Source organism: Pseudomonas haemolytica (assembly GCF_009659625.1).
Classification (GTDB): domain Bacteria; phylum Pseudomonadota; class Gammaproteobacteria; order Pseudomonadales; family Pseudomonadaceae; genus Aquipseudomonas; species Aquipseudomonas haemolytica.
Genome location: NZ_VOIW01000002.1, coordinates 469534 through 488168, shown reverse-complemented (window position 1 = coordinate 488168; position 18635 = coordinate 469534). Strand labels below are relative to the sequence as shown.

Sequence of the window (18635 nt, the reverse complement as noted above, 5' to 3'; positions counted from 1 at the left end):
CTATGGCTTCTCGCTGGTACAACCCGATGAGCTGGAGTTTCTTCGGCTTTAACGATCCAAAAACTGGCCAGTACGTGGAGGTTAATACAGATCTTGGCGGTGAAACGCGCTCGGGTGAAGTGATCACTCCCAAGAAGGCTATGGCTATTCCGATCGTTTGGTCTTGCATAAAGATCCTGAGCGAGACGGTTTCAGGACTACCGCTGAAGCTTTATGAAGATCAGGCGACAGGCCGCGTTGTTGTACAGGACAACAAGCGAGCGCTTCGGCTCCTAGCAAAGCCCAACCCGTACATGACGATGCTCAATTTCCTCAAAGCAGTCATCGTCAACATGGCACTTCGCGGTAATGCCTTTGCGCTAATTGAGCGTAACGACCTGGGCGAATTCATTGGTTTGATACCCCTTAACGCAGACTCCGTAGAAGTGAACACCGATGACGACCTGATCTATTGGGTAACCCCACCAAAGGGCTCGCGGTTCCCGGTATCTCCGGAGTTCATGTTGCACTTCAAGATATTCAGCGCCGATGGAATCAACGGCTTATCACCGGTTGAGTTTCAGAAAGAAGCGATGGGGCTGGCCAAAGCAGCTCAGAGTTGGTCTTCGCGTTTTATGCGAAAGGGCGGCTTCACCGGCGGGTATGTCATCTACGACAACTTCCTGACCGCTGAACAGCAGGCTCAAGTCCTCGAGAAGTTTCCCAAGATCCGCGATGGCGATGTTGAGGACATCGGGAAGATGGGGCTGCTTCAGGGCGGGCCCAAAATTGTCCCTGCGGGGATGACACAGAAAGACAGTCAATTTATCGAATCGCAGCAGTTCCAGGAAGAGGCGTTGGCTGGCATCTGGGGAGTTCCGCTGTACCTGGCCAACCGGGCCGGCAAGACCTCGATCATGGGCTCCAACCTGGAGCAGCAAACCAGTGGCTTTATCACTTTCGGCCTTAGCCCTTACATCAAGGCAATCGAAGATGAGGTCAACGACAAGCTTTTTGGCGGTACGACTCAGTTCGTCGAATTCGTCGTAGAGGGAATTCTGCGAGCTGACAGCGCTGGGCGGGCGACCTACTACGGTAGCGCCCTGGGCGGCTCTGGCGGCTCTGGTTGGATGACCATCAACGAAGTCAGGCGCAAAGAAAACCTTCCTCCGCTGGTTGGCGAAGAATACGACCGGGTCACCCGGTGGGAGATGCAAACAAATGTCAAAGATTGAAGTCCCGTTTGAGCTGAAAGGAATGGATGACGCGGGCAACTTCGAAGGTTACGCCGCGGTGTTCAACAACATCGATCTGGGCGACGACGTGATTCTGCCTGGCGCTTTCACGAGGGTTAAGACAACTCGCGGGGGGCGCCTGAAGCTGGCGCTGTTTCATGATCTGACCCGGCTTGTCGGGTCTGCAGCGTTCACTCAAGACGACCATGGCCTTTACCTCAAAGGCAAGATCAACCTGGCCGTTAGCTATGCCCGTGACGCATACGAGCTCATGAAAGAAGAAACGCTGGACAGTATGTCCATCGGCTTCAACACCATTAAGGCCACGTTCGAAGAGCGCGACGGCCGCACTGTGCGACTGATCAGCGCCGCCGAACTATGGGAAGCCTCGATCGTGCCCTTCGGTATGAACCCAGAGGCAAAGGTAACCGACGTGAAGTCGGATATCAGACTTTTTGAAGCAGCCCTGCGCGAACGCATGGGGCTCTCGCAAAAGGAGGCGGCGGCAGTCGCCTCGCTCGGCTATTCCGCCGTACACCGTGATGGTGGGACGGCGGCCACGGCGATCGTGGATGAGCTGAAAGAAATATCCAACCTGTTCAAAAATCAATTTGGAGTTCAGCCATGACCGCTGATGTTAAAGAAATTCGCGAAGCCCTCGAAAAACAACTCTCCGATGGTTTCGGCGGACTGCAACAAAAATATGACCATGTGTCGGCAGAGCTCGAAAAGGGCAACGCTGCGACCAAGGACATTAAGTCTCAGATCGAAAACCAGAAGGGTGAGATCGAGCGCGTCATCGAGCAGGTGCAGAAGCTCGAAGAAAAGGGCGTGCGTCTGCGTTCTCACGGCGGTGAGCAGAAGGGCTTTATCGACTTTGTCAAAGGCAACGACGATTACAAAGCGCTACTCGACAGGAAGCAGGATCGCGCCGAAATCGAAGTTACCAAATCGGCAATGGCGACCATGTCCGAGGTCAAGGTGACCAGCGCGGGCCTGGTGGCGCCTCAGTACGATCCAATCATTCAGGACAAGCCACGTCAGAACCTGGTGATTCAGGATCTGATCCCGTCGACCCCGGTCACGGGCACAACCTTCACTTATTTTAAGGAACTTCTCCATACCCTGGGCGCAGGTATGGTCGCCGAGGGTGAGGCGAAGCCTTCCAGCGATGTGACCTTCGAAGAGGCCACCGACACCATCAAGAAAATCGCAGTCTGGATGCCAGTAACGGACGAGGCCCTGGACGACGTGCCGCAGCTCTACAGCTACATCCAGGAGCTTCTGCGCTACGACCTTAAGCTGAAGAAGGAAGGCCAGATCCTTAAGGGCGATGGCATCGGCAAAAACATGAACGGCATCATGACCCAAGCAACGGCTTTCAACGCAGCCTTGAGCAAAGCGAACGATACGGCTATCGACACTGTCCGCCGCGCCTTGTATCAGGTCGGCAAGCAATCGAAGCGTTCTGCCGATGCTGTGGTGATGACCGATCTGGACTGGATGAATATCGAGCTGGAAAAGGATGCCCAGAATCGCTATCTGTTTGCCAACCTGCAGGGCCTGGTTACTCCGATCCTGTGGGGCCGCCCAGTTGTGGCTTCCGACAGCATGGACGAAGGCGATGGCACCACTACTGGCGGCGAGTTTCTGACGGGTTCTTTCGCGCAGGGTGCGCGGATTTATGACCGCATGGCGTTCACCATCAAGGTCGGCATGATCAACGACGACTTCATCAAGAACAAGCGCGCCATCTTGGTCGAGGAACGTTTGGGTCTGGCTGTACGCCGTCCTTACGCCTTCGTGAAGGGGCGCTTCAAGCCTCAGGCTTGATTTTGTCGAATTGATCCCGGGGCCTGACGGTCCCTTTTTTTGTGGAGAAGGTTATGAAAGTCAAAGTTCTGTGGGGCTTCGAAGGCGATCCTGACAAAGTCAAAGTGAACAACGGCCGAGTATCTGCAGGCGAAGTCATTGATCTGGACGACGAAGAGTACGCCCATCGCTTGATCGGTAAGGGGCTTGCCGCTCTCGATGACGGTGCCGCCCCTAAAGCCAACAAGCAGGCCAAGCCCGGCGAGACCAAGTAGATGATCGACCTGGCGCGCGTGAAGCTCCATCTGAAGGTGGACGGCGACGAGGAAGATTCGCTCATCACCGGTTACTTCGAGGCCGCCAAGTCCCATGTCGCGACGCATTGTGATCGGGAGCTGGTCGAAGGCACACCGACTGGGCCAGAGCAGATGGGGTTCACCCCGGACGTCGAGCAGGCGGTTTTGCTGCTCGTTGGCCACTGGTACGCAAATCGCGAAGCCGTGGTGATCGGCACAATCTCAACAGCTGTGCCGCTGGCTGTTGATCGACTTCTCTGGCCCAGGAAGCGTTTCTGATGAGAGCAGGCCCAATGCGTCACCGCTGCACTATGCAGAAGCAGGAGCGAGTACCAAACGGCTCCGGGGGATTCATCGTCACCTGGACAGAGGTGGGAAAGCTGTGGGCAGAGATCACGATGCCATCGGGCCGAACTGCTCCGGTAGCCGAGCAGCTTAAAGTCGTGGTCACTGCCGAGATTCGCATCCGGCCGCGGGCTGATGCTGTCGCGGGCAATCGCATCGTGCACACGGCGAAAGGAATCACCGCCACTTACCTGATCGGCGCTGCGCTGGTCGACAACGAGAACACCATGCTTCGGCTGCTGTGTTCGAACGTACCCAACCCATAGAGGTTAATCATGAAAGTTATTGCCCTGGGAACCCTGTCCGGCGCTACCGGCGACCGGGAGAAGGGTGAAGATTTTACGGTCGACGCCAAGCTTGGCGCTGACCTGGTGGCTCGCGGCCTGGTAGAGGAAGTTTCTGTTCCCGCCACAGCTGCTGAAAAGGCCCCCAAGACCAAGGAGTAGGCCATGGCTGCCCGCCGCTCGCGCATGTCCGGCGACTTCAAGTTGCGCCGGACGCTACGCAGCATCCACGCGACCATGGATAACGAGCTGGCGCCGGTGATGCGGGACAGTGCTGAGCGCATTCTTTCCACCATGAAGAACCTGATCCCGAAAGACACTGGTGCCGCTGCTGCCGCGCTGACTGTGTTTGTTTCGCAAAGCGGCCTGGACGCGCAGATCGGGATCCGGGGCAAGAAGAACAAGCAACGGTTCTTCTACCTGCGGTTTGTCGAATACGGGACCAAGGGCTACACCGGGAATAAGCGCGCCGGCGGCAGGACTCGCAGCCCAACGAATAAGGCCGATGGCACCAACTTCTTTGGTAAGTACCCTGATATCCCGGCGCGGCCCGCGCATCCATGGCTTCGCCCATCGAAGGATGTGAACAGGGAGTATGTGCTGGCCAACATCAAGGCAGCCATCGGTCGAACGCTAACCAAGGCGAGCAAGGGGTTTACCAATGGCTGATCCGTCTGTTGCGCTGCAGGAGGCGCTGTTTGCCAGGCTTGCGGCTGAGGTTTCATGCCCAGTCTACGATGGCGCTCCCATGGACTCGCCAATGCCTTACGTCTCGATTGACCGGGAGATATACACCAACGCCTCGCCCATCTCGGGCAGGAAGCGCGAGCAGCGCCTGGTCTACCTGTCGGTCTGGTCGGATGCCCACGGCCAGGCCGAAGTGAAGCGCATCCTGGGTGAGGTTGTGGCCGCCCTGAACGAGCGCCGCTTGCCGATGACTGTCGGACGCGCTGTGTCGGTCAGGGTCGAGCAAGCAGACGCCCAGCGCGAGCCTGACGGCGTCACGTACCAAGGATCGATCACGGTCCGCGTTATTACCACTCACTAAACCCAACACCCGGCCGCACCGCGGCTTTATCCAATGTGCCCTTGGAGGAACCCCCATGGCCGAAGACAACCTCAATACAGCCGCCGGCTGCCGGATCGGTATCGGTAGCAAGAACGGCGCGAACACTGAAGCGCTCTACAAGGCGGACACCTATGTCGATATCGGCGAGGTGGAAGACCTGGGCGAGTTCGGCGACACTTTCAGCTCTGTGACCTTTACGTCGCTGCGCGATGGCCGCGTGCGCAAGTACAAGGGCACCGCTGATGCTGGTGACTTGACCCTGGCAGTCGGTCTGGACAACGGCGACCTGGGCCAGGCCAAGCTGAAGATCGCTCACCGGGATCGCAGCAAGGGCGATTACAACATCAAGATCACCCTGAACGATGGCGACCCTGATGCCACCCCGGCCGTGCTGCCGACCACGTTCTACCTGCGCGGCAAGGTGATGAACAACACCGTCGCCGCCGGCGCCGCTGACAACGTGGTTCGCCGCAACGTCACAATCGGCATCAACTCCGACATCCTGGAAATCCTTCCGGCGCCTGTCACTCCTTAAACAGAGGGGCTTCGGCCCCGACCCCCGAGGTTTCGACACATGAGCAAAACCCTTTACGGAACCGTCGATATCAAGCTTGGCGACGAGACCTATACCCTGACACCGACGCTCGGCGCCGTGCGTGCGATTGAGGCCCACTTCGGCGGCCTGCGTGGTGCGTCCCAGGCCATCAATGCATTGAGCATCGACGGTTGCGCCGTGATCATCGCCGGCGGCGCTGGCTTGAAAGGCAAAGATGCCGAGGCCGTGGTTGAGCAGGTGTGGCAGGCGGGCGTGCTGAATGTTTCCGTGCAACTGAACGCTTACCTGGTGGCGCTGTACAACCCGAAAGGCCCTGATGCGGGAAAGGAAAAGCCGGCGGCGGCGTAAGTGCTGTCGAGGACGGCAGCTACGTCGACCGGCTTTACGCGGTGGCCACCGGCTGGCTTGGCTGGTCGCCAGATCTGGCCTGGTCAATTCCGATGCCTGAGTTGTTCCTGGCGATGGACGCCAAGATCGAGTGGGCGCAGATGACGAACCCGTTTGGTACCGGCAAGACAAAGACCAAGGCAGACAAGCCTTCACCGTCGACTGTGGCAGATAAGCTGCGGCAGGCACTTACGGGACGCCAGGTGAGTTAGCTTGATATAGTTTTGGATTTCCTAGGAGGAAATCTAATGAGAACGTTTGCAGTGATGGTGCTCGCCATTTTCGTAATGGGTTGCGAGAAAGAAAGGGAGAAGGATGTGCTTGCCGGCTTGCCATACTGGAAGTGGGCTCACTTTGAAAGCAAAGATGAACTCACCGATGCGATTTCTAGGTCTTCTGTTCTTAATTCAGGCCCGATTTCAGATGGTAACGCCGCTCCGGTGGAGATGCACTTCAGGTGTGCGGCGGGTAAAATGGACTTCTACCTAAGCTGGAATCGTCGTATAGATCCAGATTCATTGGTCGATACTAGAGTAGATAGCGATTCACATGAGCCGAACAAGTGGGGAGCGTCAGGAGATAGAACGTCATCCTTTTATCCTTTTTTGACTTCTGCCTTTCTCGATAGATTGTCAGCCAGCAAGTCTTATGTCGCCAGAACTTCTACATCGTCCGGTGAGATCACCGCTAAGTTTGATACGACTCAAGTTTTGAAGGAAACGCAGAAGCTTCGCGCCGACTGCAAGATTTAGATCATCGACCAACATTCAAAGCCGCCTCATGGCGGTTTTTTGCTTTCTGGAGAAAAACATGGCCGACACTGACGTACAGGGGATGCTTGTTCGCATTGAGGCGACCACCGCCCAGTTGCGTCAGGAAATGGCGCGAGCTGACTCCAGCGTAGGTCAGGCATCAGGAAAGATCGATAAGAGCCTTGGGCGGATCGACACTGCTTTTGATCGTGCGGGGGAGCGGGCGCTTCACGCATCCGGGTTGATCAAGAGCGCATTGGCCGGAGCTATTGGCGCGGCCGGTATCGGAAAGATCATTGAGGCGGCCGACTCATATGGGCAGATGTCCGACCGTATCGGCATGGCCACGTCTAGCGTTGCTGAATACGATCTGGTTCAGCAGCGCCTACTGGATACCGCCAAACGCACGTATCGACCTCTCGCTGAGGCACAAGAACTCTACATCAGGACCTCGGGCAGCCTGAAGTCCATGGGCTATAACACCAGCCAGGCGCTGGATGTTATGGACAGCTTCAGTTTTCTGTTGGTGACCAACTCGGCATCTGCTGACAGAGCTAAATCGGCGATTGATGGTTATTCAAAGGCCTTGCAAACAGGAAAGGTCGATGCCGATGGTTGGCAGGCGATGCTTGCCGCAATGCCTTCCATTGTCGAGACCGTAGCTAAAGCCACCGGTAAGACCGCCGAAGAAATTCGCGCGCTCGGGGCCGACGGCAAGCTTGGTCTTGACGTGCTTACCAAAGGCTTAAGGGGCACCGCCGAGGCCAATGGAAAGCTCGCCGACAGCATGACCGTCGCGGTCCGTGATGCGCTACAGAATTTGACCAACGCCTTCGACGTATATGTCGGTCGCTTGGACGAGACCACCAATTTTACTGGTGGTCTCGGGAAGGCTATTAGCGCGGTCGGCGACAACTTCTCTACCTTGGCGGATGTGTCGATCATCGCTGCCGTTGCTGCGCTTTCTCGATACGGTGCAATGGCCGCCTCATCGGGCGCGGCGGCCGTTTACTCGTCGCTAAAGGATGCGGCAGCGAGAAAGGCCCAAGCGACAGCGGTCTTGCTGGTTGCGCAAGCGGAGCAACAGAAAGCGCAGACATCGGTGTTTCTGGCTGAGAAAGAAGCTATCGCCGCGCGAGGCACCGCCGTACAAACTCAGATGTCCCTCCAGCTCGCAGAGGCCAGGCTCGCAGAAACGCGCGCAACCAACGCAGTAGCTGTAGCGCAGGCGGGTGTCAGCCGGGCCGGCCTTGGCTTGGTCGGAATGCTTGGCGGTCCTGTTGGCATCGCTGCGCTTGCCGTAGGTGCGGCCACTGCATTCCTTACTTTGCGCGACAATACCAGCGGACTTGAGAAGAAACTGGGCGATCTCGGCGACCCGATTGATAAGCTCGTTGAGAAATTCAACAAGCTCAACAGGGCAACGCAGTCTGTCACCCTTCGGGAGCTCAAGGCTTCCATTGAGGATGCTGAGAGCGATCTAACTACCGCGGCGGGCTCAATCGCTTTTGAGTTTCAAAGCAGCCTGACAAACGCCGGCCTTGCTGGCGCCTCTGGGTTCATGGCCGGCATAGCTCCGCTGCCGCCTGAATTCCAGTCGGCAATGGAAATCATCAAGAAAGCGTCCTCTGATCAGTCGGCCGGGATGGTTGTCGACTGGAAGTCGGTGGCGGATCAAGTGCGCGTGGTGCCAGGCGTCACTGCTGAGATGGCAGACGCCCTGGAGAAAAGTGGTGGCGCTGCGGCTGAGAATGCCGAAAAGGTCTCCCAGCTTAAGGCAGCCCTTACTGCGCTCACCGGCCAGACCAATGAAAACACACGGGCCCAGCTGGAGAACGCTGCCGCCAAAGCTGCGGCCGCAGGCGTCGGGCAAAAGTATCTGGAGCAGTTGCAAAAGCAACTCGGTGCCGCTCAAGATAAAACCGCTCTTGAAGCTGCCAATCGGTTTATTGCTGAGAATAAAGATCTCACTGAAGGGATGATCGTCGCAATCCGTTCCGCGGCCGCCGCGAAGGATGCGCAGAAAGCCTCTGATGACGCCGCTACCAAGGCGGCCCGGAAGGGCGCTACCGAAGGGCAGTCAGCCGCTAAGCAGCAGCTCAAGTCGTTCGACACGGCAGAGGAAGGCTACAAACGCCAGATCGAACTGATCAACACCACCGGCGACAAGCAGAAAGAAGCCACCGAGGTGATGAAGCTTTCCTTCGAGCTCCAGGAGGGGAAGCTCGGCAAGCTGAGCGAGGCGCAAAAGAAAAAGCTCATGGGCATGGCTGCCGAGCTGGATGCGCTGAACAAGCTGAAGAAAGCCAACGAGGAAGACCTAAAGCTGACGGCGTTCAAGAACGCCCAGGCGCTGACCACCCAGACTTCAAAGGACGGCTTCGATCAGGAGTTGGCCGGCGTGGGGATGGGCGATAAGGCCCGCGACAGGATGCGCGCCGACTTGGCGCTACAACAGAAGTACGCCGCTGACGTCAACGAGCTGGTTAAGCAACGCAACAGCGGCGAGATCACGCCGGAGCTTTACCAGAACGAGACGGCGGTACTGAAGGCTGAGCTCGACAAGCGCCTTCAGGCTCAGCAGGACTTCTACGCTGCCACGGACGAGCAGCAAACTAACTGGATGAATGGCGTCAACGAGGCCTGGGCCAACTACGCAGACGCTGCGCGGGACTATTCGGCCCAGGCCGCAGACCTCACCAATACAGCGCTGCAAGAAGGGACCAGTGGGCTGGGCACGTTCTTCTCTGACGTGGCCAGCGGCGCCGAGGATGCCGACGACGCTCTCGGCGACATGGTCGGCAACTTCGCTAAGTCGATGCTCAAGGCGCTGGGTGACATGGCGGCGCAATGGTTGATCTACCAGAGCGTGCAGTTGCTTGTGGGCAAGACCACTCAGGCGAGCGCTGCCGGAACTTTGGGCGCCAATGCGCAAGCGATGTCTCTGACGGCAGGCCTTAACGCCTATGCCGCCACCGCGGGCATCCCCATCATTGGACCTGCAGCCGCTCCGGCGGCGATGGCCACGGCCATGGCTGTTACCGGGCCTTTGGCTTCGGCTGTTGGTATGACTGCGCTTGCTGGTATGGCGCACGACGGTATCGACTCGGTTCCAGAAGACGGCAGTTGGTTCCTGCAAAAGGGTGAGCGCGTTACCACGGCTCAGACCAGCGCGAAGCTTGATGCAATGCTGTCTAGGATCGACAACAGCCTGAGCGGCGCGCAGCCCGAAGCGCGCATAGGTGTCGGTAGCCTGGAGTCGGCTGGCAATGGCCGTGCCGCACTGGTGGGTTCTTCAACTGATTCGTCGCCGAGCGGACCTTCACAAATCATCTTCAGCGCACCCGTCACTGTTCAGGCCCAGCCGGGCATGAGCAGCCAGGAGGCGCAGATGCAGGGTGATTCCATCGGATCGGCACTGGAGGCGCGTATGGGTAAGTTCCTGGATGCAGAGATGCGCCAGGGCGGCCGGCTGTGGAGGCGTTGATGGCTGAGACATTTACGTTTGACGTTGAGGTCGGCGCCGACGGTGACGTTAGCCAGCGGACTTGGGAAAACGAGTTCGGCGACGGCATGGTTCAGGCCGGGGGCATTGGCATCAATACCAAGAGCCAGGTGTGGAACCTGGTGCACACCGGTGAGGATCTGCCGGGCGAGGAGTTGCCCGAGTTGCTAGCGTTCCTGGATCGGCACGAAGGCTACAAGGCCTTTCGATATGCGCCGCCAGGCGAGCCGGAAGGCTGGTACCGGGCGAACGGCTACAAAAAAAAGGCGCTCGGCGAGGAAATCTACACCGTCACCTTCACCGTTAAGCAGGTGTTCAACCCCCGACCTTAACCATCACCAAGCCCCGCCAAGTGCGGGGCTTCTTATTTGTAGCACCGAAAACCGCGGCTGCGCCGCAGGAGATAGAAATGGAAAAGGTAGTTTGCAGTGATGCTAAGGATTCGAACGGTAAGCCGATGTGGATCCTGATGCCGGACGGCACCCTTCTCTTGAGCCAGAAGGCCATTGATCAAGGCACCATCCAGCACTTGAAGCTTAGCGCTTAGTTTCGGCCAGCTTCGCTGCATATTCTTCATCGGTCAAAACGACGGGGAGATTTTTGCCAGGGAAGACTGTTTTGAAAACCTGAAGGGGGTAGAAGTCGCCGACCCCCTGTTTGCGACAGGCGTAGACCGCAGCGCCAATCCGAGCCAATGCATGATCGGGGTTGGAGGCGGCCTGGGTATGCGCGAGGGCCAGCACCAGGGTGGTGAGTTGAGCAATAGCGTGCTCGGCGCTTATTTCTTGCTGTGACATTTTGACCTCCAGGTCATGAGTGCGCCGAAAGTGGCGCAATCCCCAGTCCTTGGGCTTGCAGGCAAAGGACTGAGGGAATCCATTGCATGAAGGCGAGAGGCTACTACGCCTTGTCGATTCGTCGTTACTGTCCTTTTGTCCAGCACCCCAGAGCCCCGACTTTATGCGGGGATCTGCGTTTGTGAGGGTCTATGAATTACAACACCGATATTCAAAAGCTCGAGCCCGGTAACCAGATCAGGCTGTACCAGCTGGACGCTACACGCCTGGGCGCTACGGTCTGGCGCTTCCATGGCCACGCCCATGAGGGCGACATCATCTGGCAGGGGCAGCTCTACTCTCCGCTCCAGATCGAGGCCAAAGGTTTCGACATTCGCGGAGACGGACGCCCGGCCACGCCCACGCTGCAGGTGGATGACGAACTCGGCGGGGTGCGCGGGGCGATCACCGCTCTGTGCTTCCAGTTCCGAGACCTGGCCGGCGCCCGGGTCAAAGTGATCGAGACGTTTCGCCACTTCCTGGATGCCGCCAACTTTCCCGACGGCAACCCGGAAGCCAGCGACCAATCGAAAACAAACCTCTGGTTCATCGAGCAGAAGACGGAGGCGCTACCCAGTATCTCGGTCACGTTCTCGCTGTCGAGCCCCACGGATATGGAAGGGCAGATGCTGCCGGCCCAGCAGATCACCAAGCTCTGCCGGTGGGCGTGCCGTGGCGGTTATCGGCAGGAGGCTTGTGCCTATACAGGGGCTGCGATGTTCGACAAGAAGAACCAACCCACGGATAACCCCGCGCTCGACCGCTGCGGGGGGTGGTGGAGCAGTTGCAAGATCCGGGGCAACACCCGCCGCTTCGGTGGATCCATGGGCGCAAGCCTTATTGCAAGTTCGAGGTAGTCATGCGCATCAATCAGAAATTGCAGGACGAGATCCGCGCGCATGCCGAGCGGGCTTACCCGGCCGAGGCTTGCGGGGTGCTGATTAAATCTGCCGAGGGCCGCGAGTACGTGCCGTGCGCGAACTTGGCGACCACACCGCGAGAACACTTCCAGATCGATCACAAGGATATGGCCCGCGCCGAAGATCGCGGCGAAGTGCTGGCGATCATCCACAGCCACCCGGATAAAGCGCCGGCGCCGAGCATGGCTGACCGGGTCAGCTGCGAGTTGCACGAGCTGCCCTGGGGTATTGTGGGCTGGCCAGGTGGTGACATTGAATGGTTCAAGCCGTCCGGCTTCCAGGCACCTCTGCTGGGCCGCGACTTCTCCCATGGACTGCTGGACTGCTGGGCCGCCTGCCGCGACTGGTACGCGCGCGAGGCCGGACTGCAACTGCCGAACTTCGAGCGCGCCGATCTGTGGTGGGAGCAGAAAGACGGGCCGAGCCTCTACGAGGACAACTTTGCAGCCACCGGTTTCTACCAGGTCAACGAGGCAAGGCGCGGCGACATGCTGGTGCTGCAGATCCCCACGCCTGGGCGGGAGTGTTATTTCCCAAACCACGCAGTGATTTATCTAGGCGATGAGCCCGCGCTACTCAGCGAGCCGGCGCCGAAGCTCGGTGGCTCCGGCCCATTCATTTACCACCACATGCCCGGCCGCCTGGCTGCCCGTGAAATCTACGGCTGGTCGATGGCCAACCGGGTCAAGCTGATCCTCCGGCACAAGGACTACCGGCCATGACGATTCGCACCATCAAGCTCGGCGGGGTGCTGGGCAAGAAGTTCGGCAAAGAGTACCGCCTCGATCTGAATGGTATTCACGATGCCACTGCCGCACTGTGCGCGATGAAGCCGGGCTTCGAGAAGTTCATGCGTACGGCGCACGAGCGCGGCATGGTCTTCGCGGTGTTTGTTGACGAGCGAAACGTCAGTGAACAGGAGCTTGAATTTGTAGGTCGCGCCGAAGGCGACATCCGAATTCAGCCGATTATCCAGGGCAGCAAGCAGGCGGGCATGTTTCAGACATTGCTCGGCGTGGTGCTGATCGTGGCTGGCTTGTTCACCGGTGGCACCACCTCGACCTTGGGCATGGGCTTGCTCGCCGCCGGCGCAGCTGTGGGCCTGGGCGGTGTTGTGCAAATGCTGTCACCGACCACCAAGGCAAGCGCCGAAGGGAAGAACGACGACGGTAACAACCCGAGCTACGGCTTCGGCAGCGCGGTGACCACTATTGCCCAGGGCAACCCTTACCCGCTGCTTTACGGTGAGCGTGAGGTGGGCGGCGCCGTCGAATCTGGCGGGGTGTACACGCAAGACACCATCTGATTCAGCTTAAACAATGAACCCGCTCAGGCGGGTTTTTGCATTCTGGAGGGCGCATGAGCGCAGTAGCAAAGAAGACGTCCCGCTCCGCAGCTCGCACCCGCCGCGCCGTGATCGGCAGCAAAGGCGGCCAGGCCAAAGAGAAAAAGCCAAGCATTGCGCAGAATAGCGTTCCGTCGATTTCTACCGCGCGCATCCTCTACATGTGGAGCTGGGGACCAATCGTTGGGCCGGTTGACGGTTTGCGCTCGATCAAGCTGGATGGCATGCCCATTCAGGGGCCGGACGGCACGCTGAACTACCCAGGCGTCAAATGGCAGTTCCGTAACGGTGAGCTGAATCAGGCTCGTCTGGAGGGCAATACCGAGTCCAGCAACGAGATCGACGTCAAGCAAGAGCTGATCTTTGGCACTCCCTGGCTGCACAGCATCACCAACCCGGTTCTCGACGCGGTGCGGCTGCGCCTGAGTTGGCCAACGCTTCGCAGCCAGGATTCCGCCGGCAACATCAACGGCGTGCGCATTGATTACGCCGTGGATATTTCCACGGACAATGGCCCGTACGTGGAAGTGCTGCTCTCGTTTGTCGACCGGAAGAACGTCACCGAGTACGAGCGCGCCCATCGGCTTGAGCTGCCCGCCGGCAACCGGTGGACAATACGTGTGCGCCGCCTGACTCCGAATGCCAACTCCGACCTGGTGGCCGACCAGATGGTGGTCAAGGCCATCGCGGAGGTTGTCGATAGTGATCAGGAATACCCGCTAACCGCCGTCAGCAGCATCGAGTACGACGCCCAGACCTTCGGCGGAGACATCGCCAAGATTGCCGTGCTGATGCGCGGTCGCATCATTCGGGTGCCAACCAACTACAGCGCGGAGACCCGCACCTACGCGACGTCGGGCGCCGGTACCAGTAACGGTATCTGGGACGGCACCTTCAAAGAGGCCTACACCAATAACCCGGCTTGGATCTTCTATGATCTGGTGTTGCACCCGTACTACGGTCTTGGCGACCGCATCGACGCAACAATGGTTGATCGCTGGTCGCTTTATCGCATCGCGCAGTACTGCGACCAGATGGTGCCGGACGGCAAGGGCGGCATGGAGCCGCGCTTCACCTGCAACCTGTATTTCCAAAAACAGGCAGAAGCCTATGCAGTCCTACAGGATCTGGCCTCTATCTTCCATGGCCTGGCCTATTGGGACGGTAGCCAGATCGTGGTCAATGCCGACATGCCCGGCGACCCGGTATACACCTACAACCAAACGCAGATCCTGAACAACGGCGCCATCAAGTACGAAGGCACCCGGGCGCGTGATCGGCACACTCTCTACATGGTCGGCTGGGACAATCCAGACCAGGGCTTTGAAACCGACAAAGAGCCCGTGTTTGATGATGAGGCCATGGTAGAACTGGGCGGTATCGTGCGTGAAACCACGGTTGGCGCCATTGGCTGCACATCCCTGGGCCAAGCACAGCGTGCAGGGCAGTGGGCTGCGCTCACCGAGAAGCTACAAACCCAGGGCGGAGTGTTTCGTGTAGGCCTTGACGGTGACATTCCCAAGCCTGGGCAAATTATCGCCGTGGCCGATCCAATGCTGGTGGGCCGCAACAACGGCGGGCGGATCGCCGCGGCTGCTGGTCGAATGGTGACGCTGGATCGCGATACGGTGGTACCGGTTGGCGCGCGCCTGATGGTCAACCTTCCCAGCGGCAAGTCCGAAGGGCGGGCGGTGAAGTCCGTTGCGGGCCGGGATGTGACGGTCATGGCTGACTTTAGCGAGCAGCCCCAAGCGGAGTGCGGATGGATTCTCGACTACGAAGACCTGAAGCTGATGCAGTTCTACGTTCGCAACGTGACGCGTCCGGAGTGGCATCAGTACCAGCTTGAAGTAATCCAGCATGACCCAAGCAAGTTCCCCGCAATCGATAACGGCGCCGTTGTTGATCCTCGACCAATTACGGGTATTCCGGTTGGCAGTCAGGACGCTCCGGCCCGCGTCATGCTCAGTCAGCACGTAGTGATTGAGCAGGGTATTGCGGTAACGGTGATGTCGATTGCGTGGGATGCAGCGCCAAACGCTGTGGCTTATGACGTCGAGTGGAAGTGGGGCGCTCGGGAATGGATCACTGTGCCGCGCACCGCCGAGCAGATGGTCGACGTTCGCGGTATCTACTCGGGCCAGTACATGGCCAGGGTGCGGGCGGTGAGCGCGCTCAACGTTTCTTCGATCCCGGTAACATCGGCACTGACCAACCTGGAAGGCAAGGTAGGCCTGCCGCCGGCGGTGTCGTTCCTGACCACCACCAGCCTGATCTATGGCGTCGGTATTCAATGGGGTTTCCCACCAGGTGCCGAGGACACGCAGCGGACGGAGCTTTGGTACAGCCAGTCTCCCGCTCTGGAGACCGCCACCAAGCTCAGCGACCTTAGCTATCCACAAGCATCGCATGAGATGCACAGTCTATTGGCTGGGGCGAGCCTGTTCTTCTGGGCGCGCTTGGTGGACCGCACGGGTAACGTCGGGCCTTTCTTTCCGGTGACCGGCGCCGTCAACGGCCAGGCCAGCTCGGATCAAGCTGAGTATGAGAAATACTTTGCAGACAAGATCGGCAAGGGGGCCTTGTATCAAAGCCTGCGCGAAGAGATCGAGTTGATTACAGGCGATGGGCCAGGGTCGGTAAATGAGCGACTCGAGGAAGCCAAGCAAGAGCTGGAGGATCTGATCAAGCAGGTAAGTGATGCGCTCGCCTACGACCCTGCAAAGCCATATCTGAAGGGCGATATCGTCCGGCTTGATCAACGTCTCTACCAAGCAAAAGGCCCGGTGCCCGTGGGAGAGGCACCACCTGACGCAGATTATTGGATCGACATCGGCACCATCCTTGAAACCACTGATGCACTGGTGTCTCAAGTCCAGATCATCGAAACCAAGATCGAAGAAATCGACGGCAAGATCATTGCAACCGCCACATCGGTAGAGGCGCTGCGTTCGGCGGCCCGCGGTGATGACGGCAGCGGAGACCTGGCCGGAGCCTTGAAGGCGTGGACGTCGACAGCTGACCTGGCAGTTGAGCGCAAAACTCGCGCAACCGAAAAAGATGCAATGGCTCAGCAGTTGATCACGCTCGGGGCTCAGGTGGGAGACAACAAGTCAGGGCTGACGACTCTTGAGCAGGTTGTCGCCTCCAATCGGGAGACAGCAGCAACCCAGGTAACGCAGCTCAGGAGCGGGCTCACGGCAGTTTCAGGCCTCGTTGACGAGCAGGGCAAGACGATTGCAGGGCAGGGCAGTGCGATTGCAGGCCAGGCCGAGGCAATCACTGGGCTCGATACCAAGGTCACCAACTTGGATGGCCGGGTCACGGCTCAGGCGTCCAGTAATGAATCGCTGCGAGCATCTGTACGTGGTGATGACGGTGCTGGCGAGCTGGCTGGGGCTTTGAAGGCGTATGAGTCCACCGCAAGTATCGCCCAGCAAATGCGCGTTGAAGCATCTCGCGAAGTCGCTACCGCTGAACGGTTGACGACCTTACAGGCTGGGGTTGATGACGCGAAAGGGCTTATTCAGCAGGAGGAAAAGATTAGAGCCACCGCGATAGATGTGCAGGCGAAGCGGACTGATACCGTCCAAGCCAGCCTTGGACAGACAAACGCATCGGTTCAGCAGGTAAGTCAGGCAGTGGTAGGGCTTGACGGTAAGGTGTCCGCTCAGACCACGATCAAAACTCAGACCACGGCCAACGGTAAGAAAGTAATGGCGGCCCTGGCATTGGGTAGTGACGGAGAAACGTCGGAGATCCTGGCGTTCGCCCAGCGCTTTGCCATTGTCGATGAGGCCAGCGGCGTAGAAACTTTCCCTTTTGTGGTTTCTGGAGGGCAGGTATTTATCAGTTCGGCAGTGATCAAGACCGGCATGATCACTAACGCCATGATTGGTGATTACATACAGTCAAATAACTACGTGGCGGGGGTTTCGGGGTGGAGGCTTTCCTTTGACGGTACGTTTGAGATGAACGGGAACATTGCTGGCCTTGGAACTATGAGGCTAACCAATACATTCCTTAAATTCATTTACGCCAACGGTGTGGTTGGTATTGACCTGAGCCTTTAAAATGGTCGGATTAGTTATTCGAGATCGCGATACAGGTCTGGTTAAGGTCGATATGACCATGAACATTAGCCAGACCCAGGGATCAGTGGTCACCAACTCTGCAAACGGTTCAATACCTATCCCACCGCCCCCAGCAGGTAAGACTCAGTTTTCAGTCGTTGTCCCACTTCAGGATCTGCAATTGGAAAAAGGAAAGCTCCCTGCGGCGGTTATCGCCAACGGTGTCCTTTCCTGGGTCTACCGCTATAACACCAATGGCTGGGGAAATTTTTCCGCCAATTGCATTATTTACTACGGTTATTATTAATGGCTAATCTCGTAGTTAAAAAACAGGATGGTAGTCTTTTATTTGATACGGGAAAAATAACATATGGCTTAGTAAAAAGCGGCAATTTGACCGTAATAGAGTGCTGGAGGCGTCGAAGGCTTAAAGGCGGAAACGTTGATCCGAACTGGGGAGGCAGTTGGACTGATACAATTGTTAGTTCTGATTTAGCGTTTTCGGATGTGATTTATGGTTTTACAGTGGTAGGTGCTACGTCTCCGATTGTGTTTCTAACTGGTAGCGGGTGCTTGCAGGGGACAAAGATCGCTGGCGACTCGATGACGTTTCTCTACACCAATGCAAGCGTAAGCACTAAGTTCTATTGTTTTGACTTGATGAAGGATGTATTTGCTGGATCTCCATACCTGAAGACACGGCAATCAGATGGAGCGACGACGTTTAACTCGCTGCAACTGGCATTGAATGTCGTCGCTGCAATACAGGCGCCTCCACCAACTGGCACTCAAGCAACACAATATCCGATACCGAGTGGAAGCAGGCCGTACGCCAATGCTGTTCTGACTGTAGAACAACGCCAGACGCCACCCAGTTACCAGTCAAATATATTCACCGCCAAGATTACGATAAGCATCAAATCGGGTGTTGAGTATGCCGCCTATCTCCCATGGAGTCGGGGCTGTCAGATTTGGTTGTACGGAAACAATGAGACGAAAATAACATACCGTTACGGTGGGAGCGAAGGATGTGGCGGTACTGTTGGTGGTATTCAGTTTATGTTCGGGCCTGCAGGAGGAACACCTGAAGATTTCCCGATGGTTGTGACAGGTACTCCAATGCCGCCAAGCTTTTCGCAAGTTCCGACGGATAGGCTGCCTACTGCTTTGGTCATCGAAACGGCAAACCTGCCATTTCCATTCAATTGAACAATGAGCTTAAAGAGCCCGCCGAGTGCGGG

General features: G+C 57.8%; 23 protein-coding genes. 22 read left to right on the top strand and 1 reads right to left on the bottom strand.

Features of this window, described 5'->3' with window-relative positions; translation table 11 throughout:
- Nucleotides 1-2 precede the first annotated feature (2 nt).
- The 16 genes from FRT59_RS08395 to FRT59_RS08330 all read left to right on the top strand — a co-directional run bounded on the left by FRT59_RS08395 (nucleotide 3) and on the right by FRT59_RS08330 (nucleotide 10767).
- The gene (locus tag FRT59_RS08395; protein WP_153870939.1) at nucleotides 3-1214 is read left to right on the top strand and encodes a phage portal protein; all 1212 of its coding nucleotides are present in this window, start codon (nucleotides 3-5) and stop codon (nucleotides 1212-1214) included.
- A complete protein-coding gene (locus tag FRT59_RS08390) occupies nucleotides 1201-1842 on the top strand; it encodes an HK97 family phage prohead protease (protein WP_148852442.1) in 642 nt (213 codons plus the stop codon). Before FRT59_RS08395 ends, FRT59_RS08390 begins: the two co-directional genes overlap by 14 nt.
- Nucleotides 1839-3047, top strand: a complete 1209-nt coding sequence (locus tag FRT59_RS08385) for a phage major capsid protein (RefSeq protein WP_148852441.1) — start codon at nucleotides 1839-1841, stop codon at nucleotides 3045-3047. The genes FRT59_RS08390 and FRT59_RS08385 overlap by 4 nt, the downstream gene beginning before the upstream one ends.
- A gap of 53 nt (nucleotides 3048-3100) precedes the next feature.
- Complete coding sequence (locus tag FRT59_RS08380; RefSeq protein ID WP_153870938.1) at nucleotides 3101-3301, top strand: hypothetical protein; 201 nt, start codon at nucleotides 3101-3103, stop codon at nucleotides 3299-3301.
- The gene (locus FRT59_RS08375) at nucleotides 3302-3601 is read left to right on the top strand and encodes a head-tail connector protein (protein ID WP_153870937.1); all 300 of its coding nucleotides are present in this window, start codon (nucleotides 3302-3304) and stop codon (nucleotides 3599-3601) included.
- Nucleotides 3601-3933 (top strand): phage head closure protein, encoded by a 333-nt coding sequence (locus tag FRT59_RS08370; protein WP_153870936.1) that lies wholly within the window; start codon nucleotides 3601-3603, stop codon nucleotides 3931-3933. Before FRT59_RS08375 ends, FRT59_RS08370 begins: the two co-directional genes overlap by 1 nt.
- 9 nt (nucleotides 3934-3942) lie before the next feature.
- Complete coding sequence (locus FRT59_RS26970; protein ID WP_167524263.1) at nucleotides 3943-4113, top strand: hypothetical protein; 171 nt, start codon at nucleotides 3943-3945, stop codon at nucleotides 4111-4113.
- 3 nt (nucleotides 4114-4116) lie between these two features.
- Nucleotides 4117-4620 (top strand): HK97 gp10 family phage protein, encoded by a 504-nt coding sequence (locus FRT59_RS08365; RefSeq protein ID WP_153870935.1) that lies wholly within the window; start codon nucleotides 4117-4119, stop codon nucleotides 4618-4620.
- Nucleotides 4613-4999, top strand: coding sequence for a DUF3168 domain-containing protein (locus FRT59_RS08360; protein ID WP_153870934.1), 387 nt, complete (start codon nucleotides 4613-4615; stop codon nucleotides 4997-4999). The genes FRT59_RS08365 and FRT59_RS08360 overlap by 8 nt, the downstream gene beginning before the upstream one ends.
- Nucleotides 5000-5054: 55 nt before the next feature.
- Nucleotides 5055-5555 carry a hypothetical protein gene (locus FRT59_RS08355; RefSeq protein ID WP_153870933.1) on the top strand — a complete coding sequence of 167 codons (501 nt, stop codon included), beginning with the start codon at nucleotides 5055-5057 and terminating at the stop codon, nucleotides 5553-5555.
- Nucleotides 5556-5594: 39 nt separating this feature from the next.
- Nucleotides 5595-5924: a hypothetical protein gene (locus FRT59_RS08350; RefSeq protein ID WP_153870932.1), complete on the top strand. Its 330-nt coding sequence runs from the start codon at nucleotides 5595-5597 to the stop codon at nucleotides 5922-5924.
- Nucleotides 5925-6016: 92 nt separating this feature from the next.
- Nucleotides 6017-6175, top strand: a complete 159-nt coding sequence (locus FRT59_RS26965) for a hypothetical protein (RefSeq protein ID WP_167524262.1) — start codon at nucleotides 6017-6019, stop codon at nucleotides 6173-6175.
- Between the two features lie 36 nt (nucleotides 6176-6211).
- Nucleotides 6212-6715 (top strand): hypothetical protein, encoded by a 504-nt coding sequence (locus tag FRT59_RS08345; RefSeq protein WP_153870931.1) that lies wholly within the window; start codon nucleotides 6212-6214, stop codon nucleotides 6713-6715.
- Nucleotides 6716-6773: 58 nt separating this feature from the next.
- Nucleotides 6774-10202 carry a phage tail tape measure protein gene (locus FRT59_RS08340; protein WP_153870930.1) on the top strand — a complete coding sequence of 1143 codons (3429 nt, stop codon included), beginning with the start codon at nucleotides 6774-6776 and terminating at the stop codon, nucleotides 10200-10202.
- On the top strand, nucleotides 10202-10552 hold the full coding sequence (locus tag FRT59_RS08335) for a phage tail protein (protein WP_153870929.1): 351 nt from the start codon (nucleotides 10202-10204) through the stop codon (nucleotides 10550-10552). The genes FRT59_RS08340 and FRT59_RS08335 overlap by 1 nt, the downstream gene beginning before the upstream one ends.
- A 77-nt stretch (nucleotides 10553-10629) precedes the next feature.
- Nucleotides 10630-10767 (top strand): hypothetical protein, encoded by a 138-nt coding sequence (locus tag FRT59_RS08330; RefSeq protein WP_153870928.1) that lies wholly within the window; start codon nucleotides 10630-10632, stop codon nucleotides 10765-10767.
- Here FRT59_RS08330 and FRT59_RS08325 read toward each other — a convergent pair.
- Nucleotides 10757-11017: a hypothetical protein gene (locus FRT59_RS08325; RefSeq protein ID WP_153870927.1), complete on the bottom strand. Its 261-nt coding sequence runs from the start codon at nucleotides 11015-11017 to the stop codon at nucleotides 10757-10759. The two genes, FRT59_RS08330 and FRT59_RS08325, sit on opposite strands and share 11 nt — an antisense overlap.
- A gap of 191 nt (nucleotides 11018-11208) precedes the next feature.
- Between FRT59_RS08325 and FRT59_RS08320 the strand changes: the two genes are divergently transcribed.
- The 6 genes from FRT59_RS08320 to FRT59_RS08295 are packed head-to-tail and all read left to right on the top strand — an operon-like array spanning nucleotide 11209 to nucleotide 18603.
- Nucleotides 11209-11913: a phage minor tail protein L gene (locus FRT59_RS08320; RefSeq protein WP_153870926.1), complete on the top strand. Its 705-nt coding sequence runs from the start codon at nucleotides 11209-11211 to the stop codon at nucleotides 11911-11913.
- Between the two features lie 2 nt (nucleotides 11914-11915).
- The gene (locus FRT59_RS08315; protein ID WP_153870925.1) at nucleotides 11916-12698 is read left to right on the top strand and encodes a C40 family peptidase; all 783 of its coding nucleotides are present in this window, start codon (nucleotides 11916-11918) and stop codon (nucleotides 12696-12698) included.
- Nucleotides 12695-13282, top strand: coding sequence for a tail assembly protein (locus tag FRT59_RS08310; protein WP_153870924.1), 588 nt, complete (start codon nucleotides 12695-12697; stop codon nucleotides 13280-13282). The genes FRT59_RS08315 and FRT59_RS08310 overlap by 4 nt, the downstream gene beginning before the upstream one ends.
- Before the next feature lie 53 nt (nucleotides 13283-13335).
- On the top strand, nucleotides 13336-17394 hold the full coding sequence (locus FRT59_RS08305; protein WP_153870923.1) for a TipJ family phage tail tip protein: 4059 nt from the start codon (nucleotides 13336-13338) through the stop codon (nucleotides 17392-17394).
- Between the two features lies 1 nt (nucleotide 17395).
- Nucleotides 17396-17701 carry a hypothetical protein gene (locus FRT59_RS08300; protein ID WP_153870922.1) on the top strand — a complete coding sequence of 102 codons (306 nt, stop codon included), beginning with the start codon at nucleotides 17396-17398 and terminating at the stop codon, nucleotides 17699-17701.
- The gene (locus FRT59_RS08295; RefSeq protein WP_233094168.1) at nucleotides 17701-18603 is read left to right on the top strand and encodes a hypothetical protein; all 903 of its coding nucleotides are present in this window, start codon (nucleotides 17701-17703) and stop codon (nucleotides 18601-18603) included. Before FRT59_RS08300 ends, FRT59_RS08295 begins: the two co-directional genes overlap by 1 nt.
- Nucleotides 18604-18635: the final 32 nt, after the last annotated feature.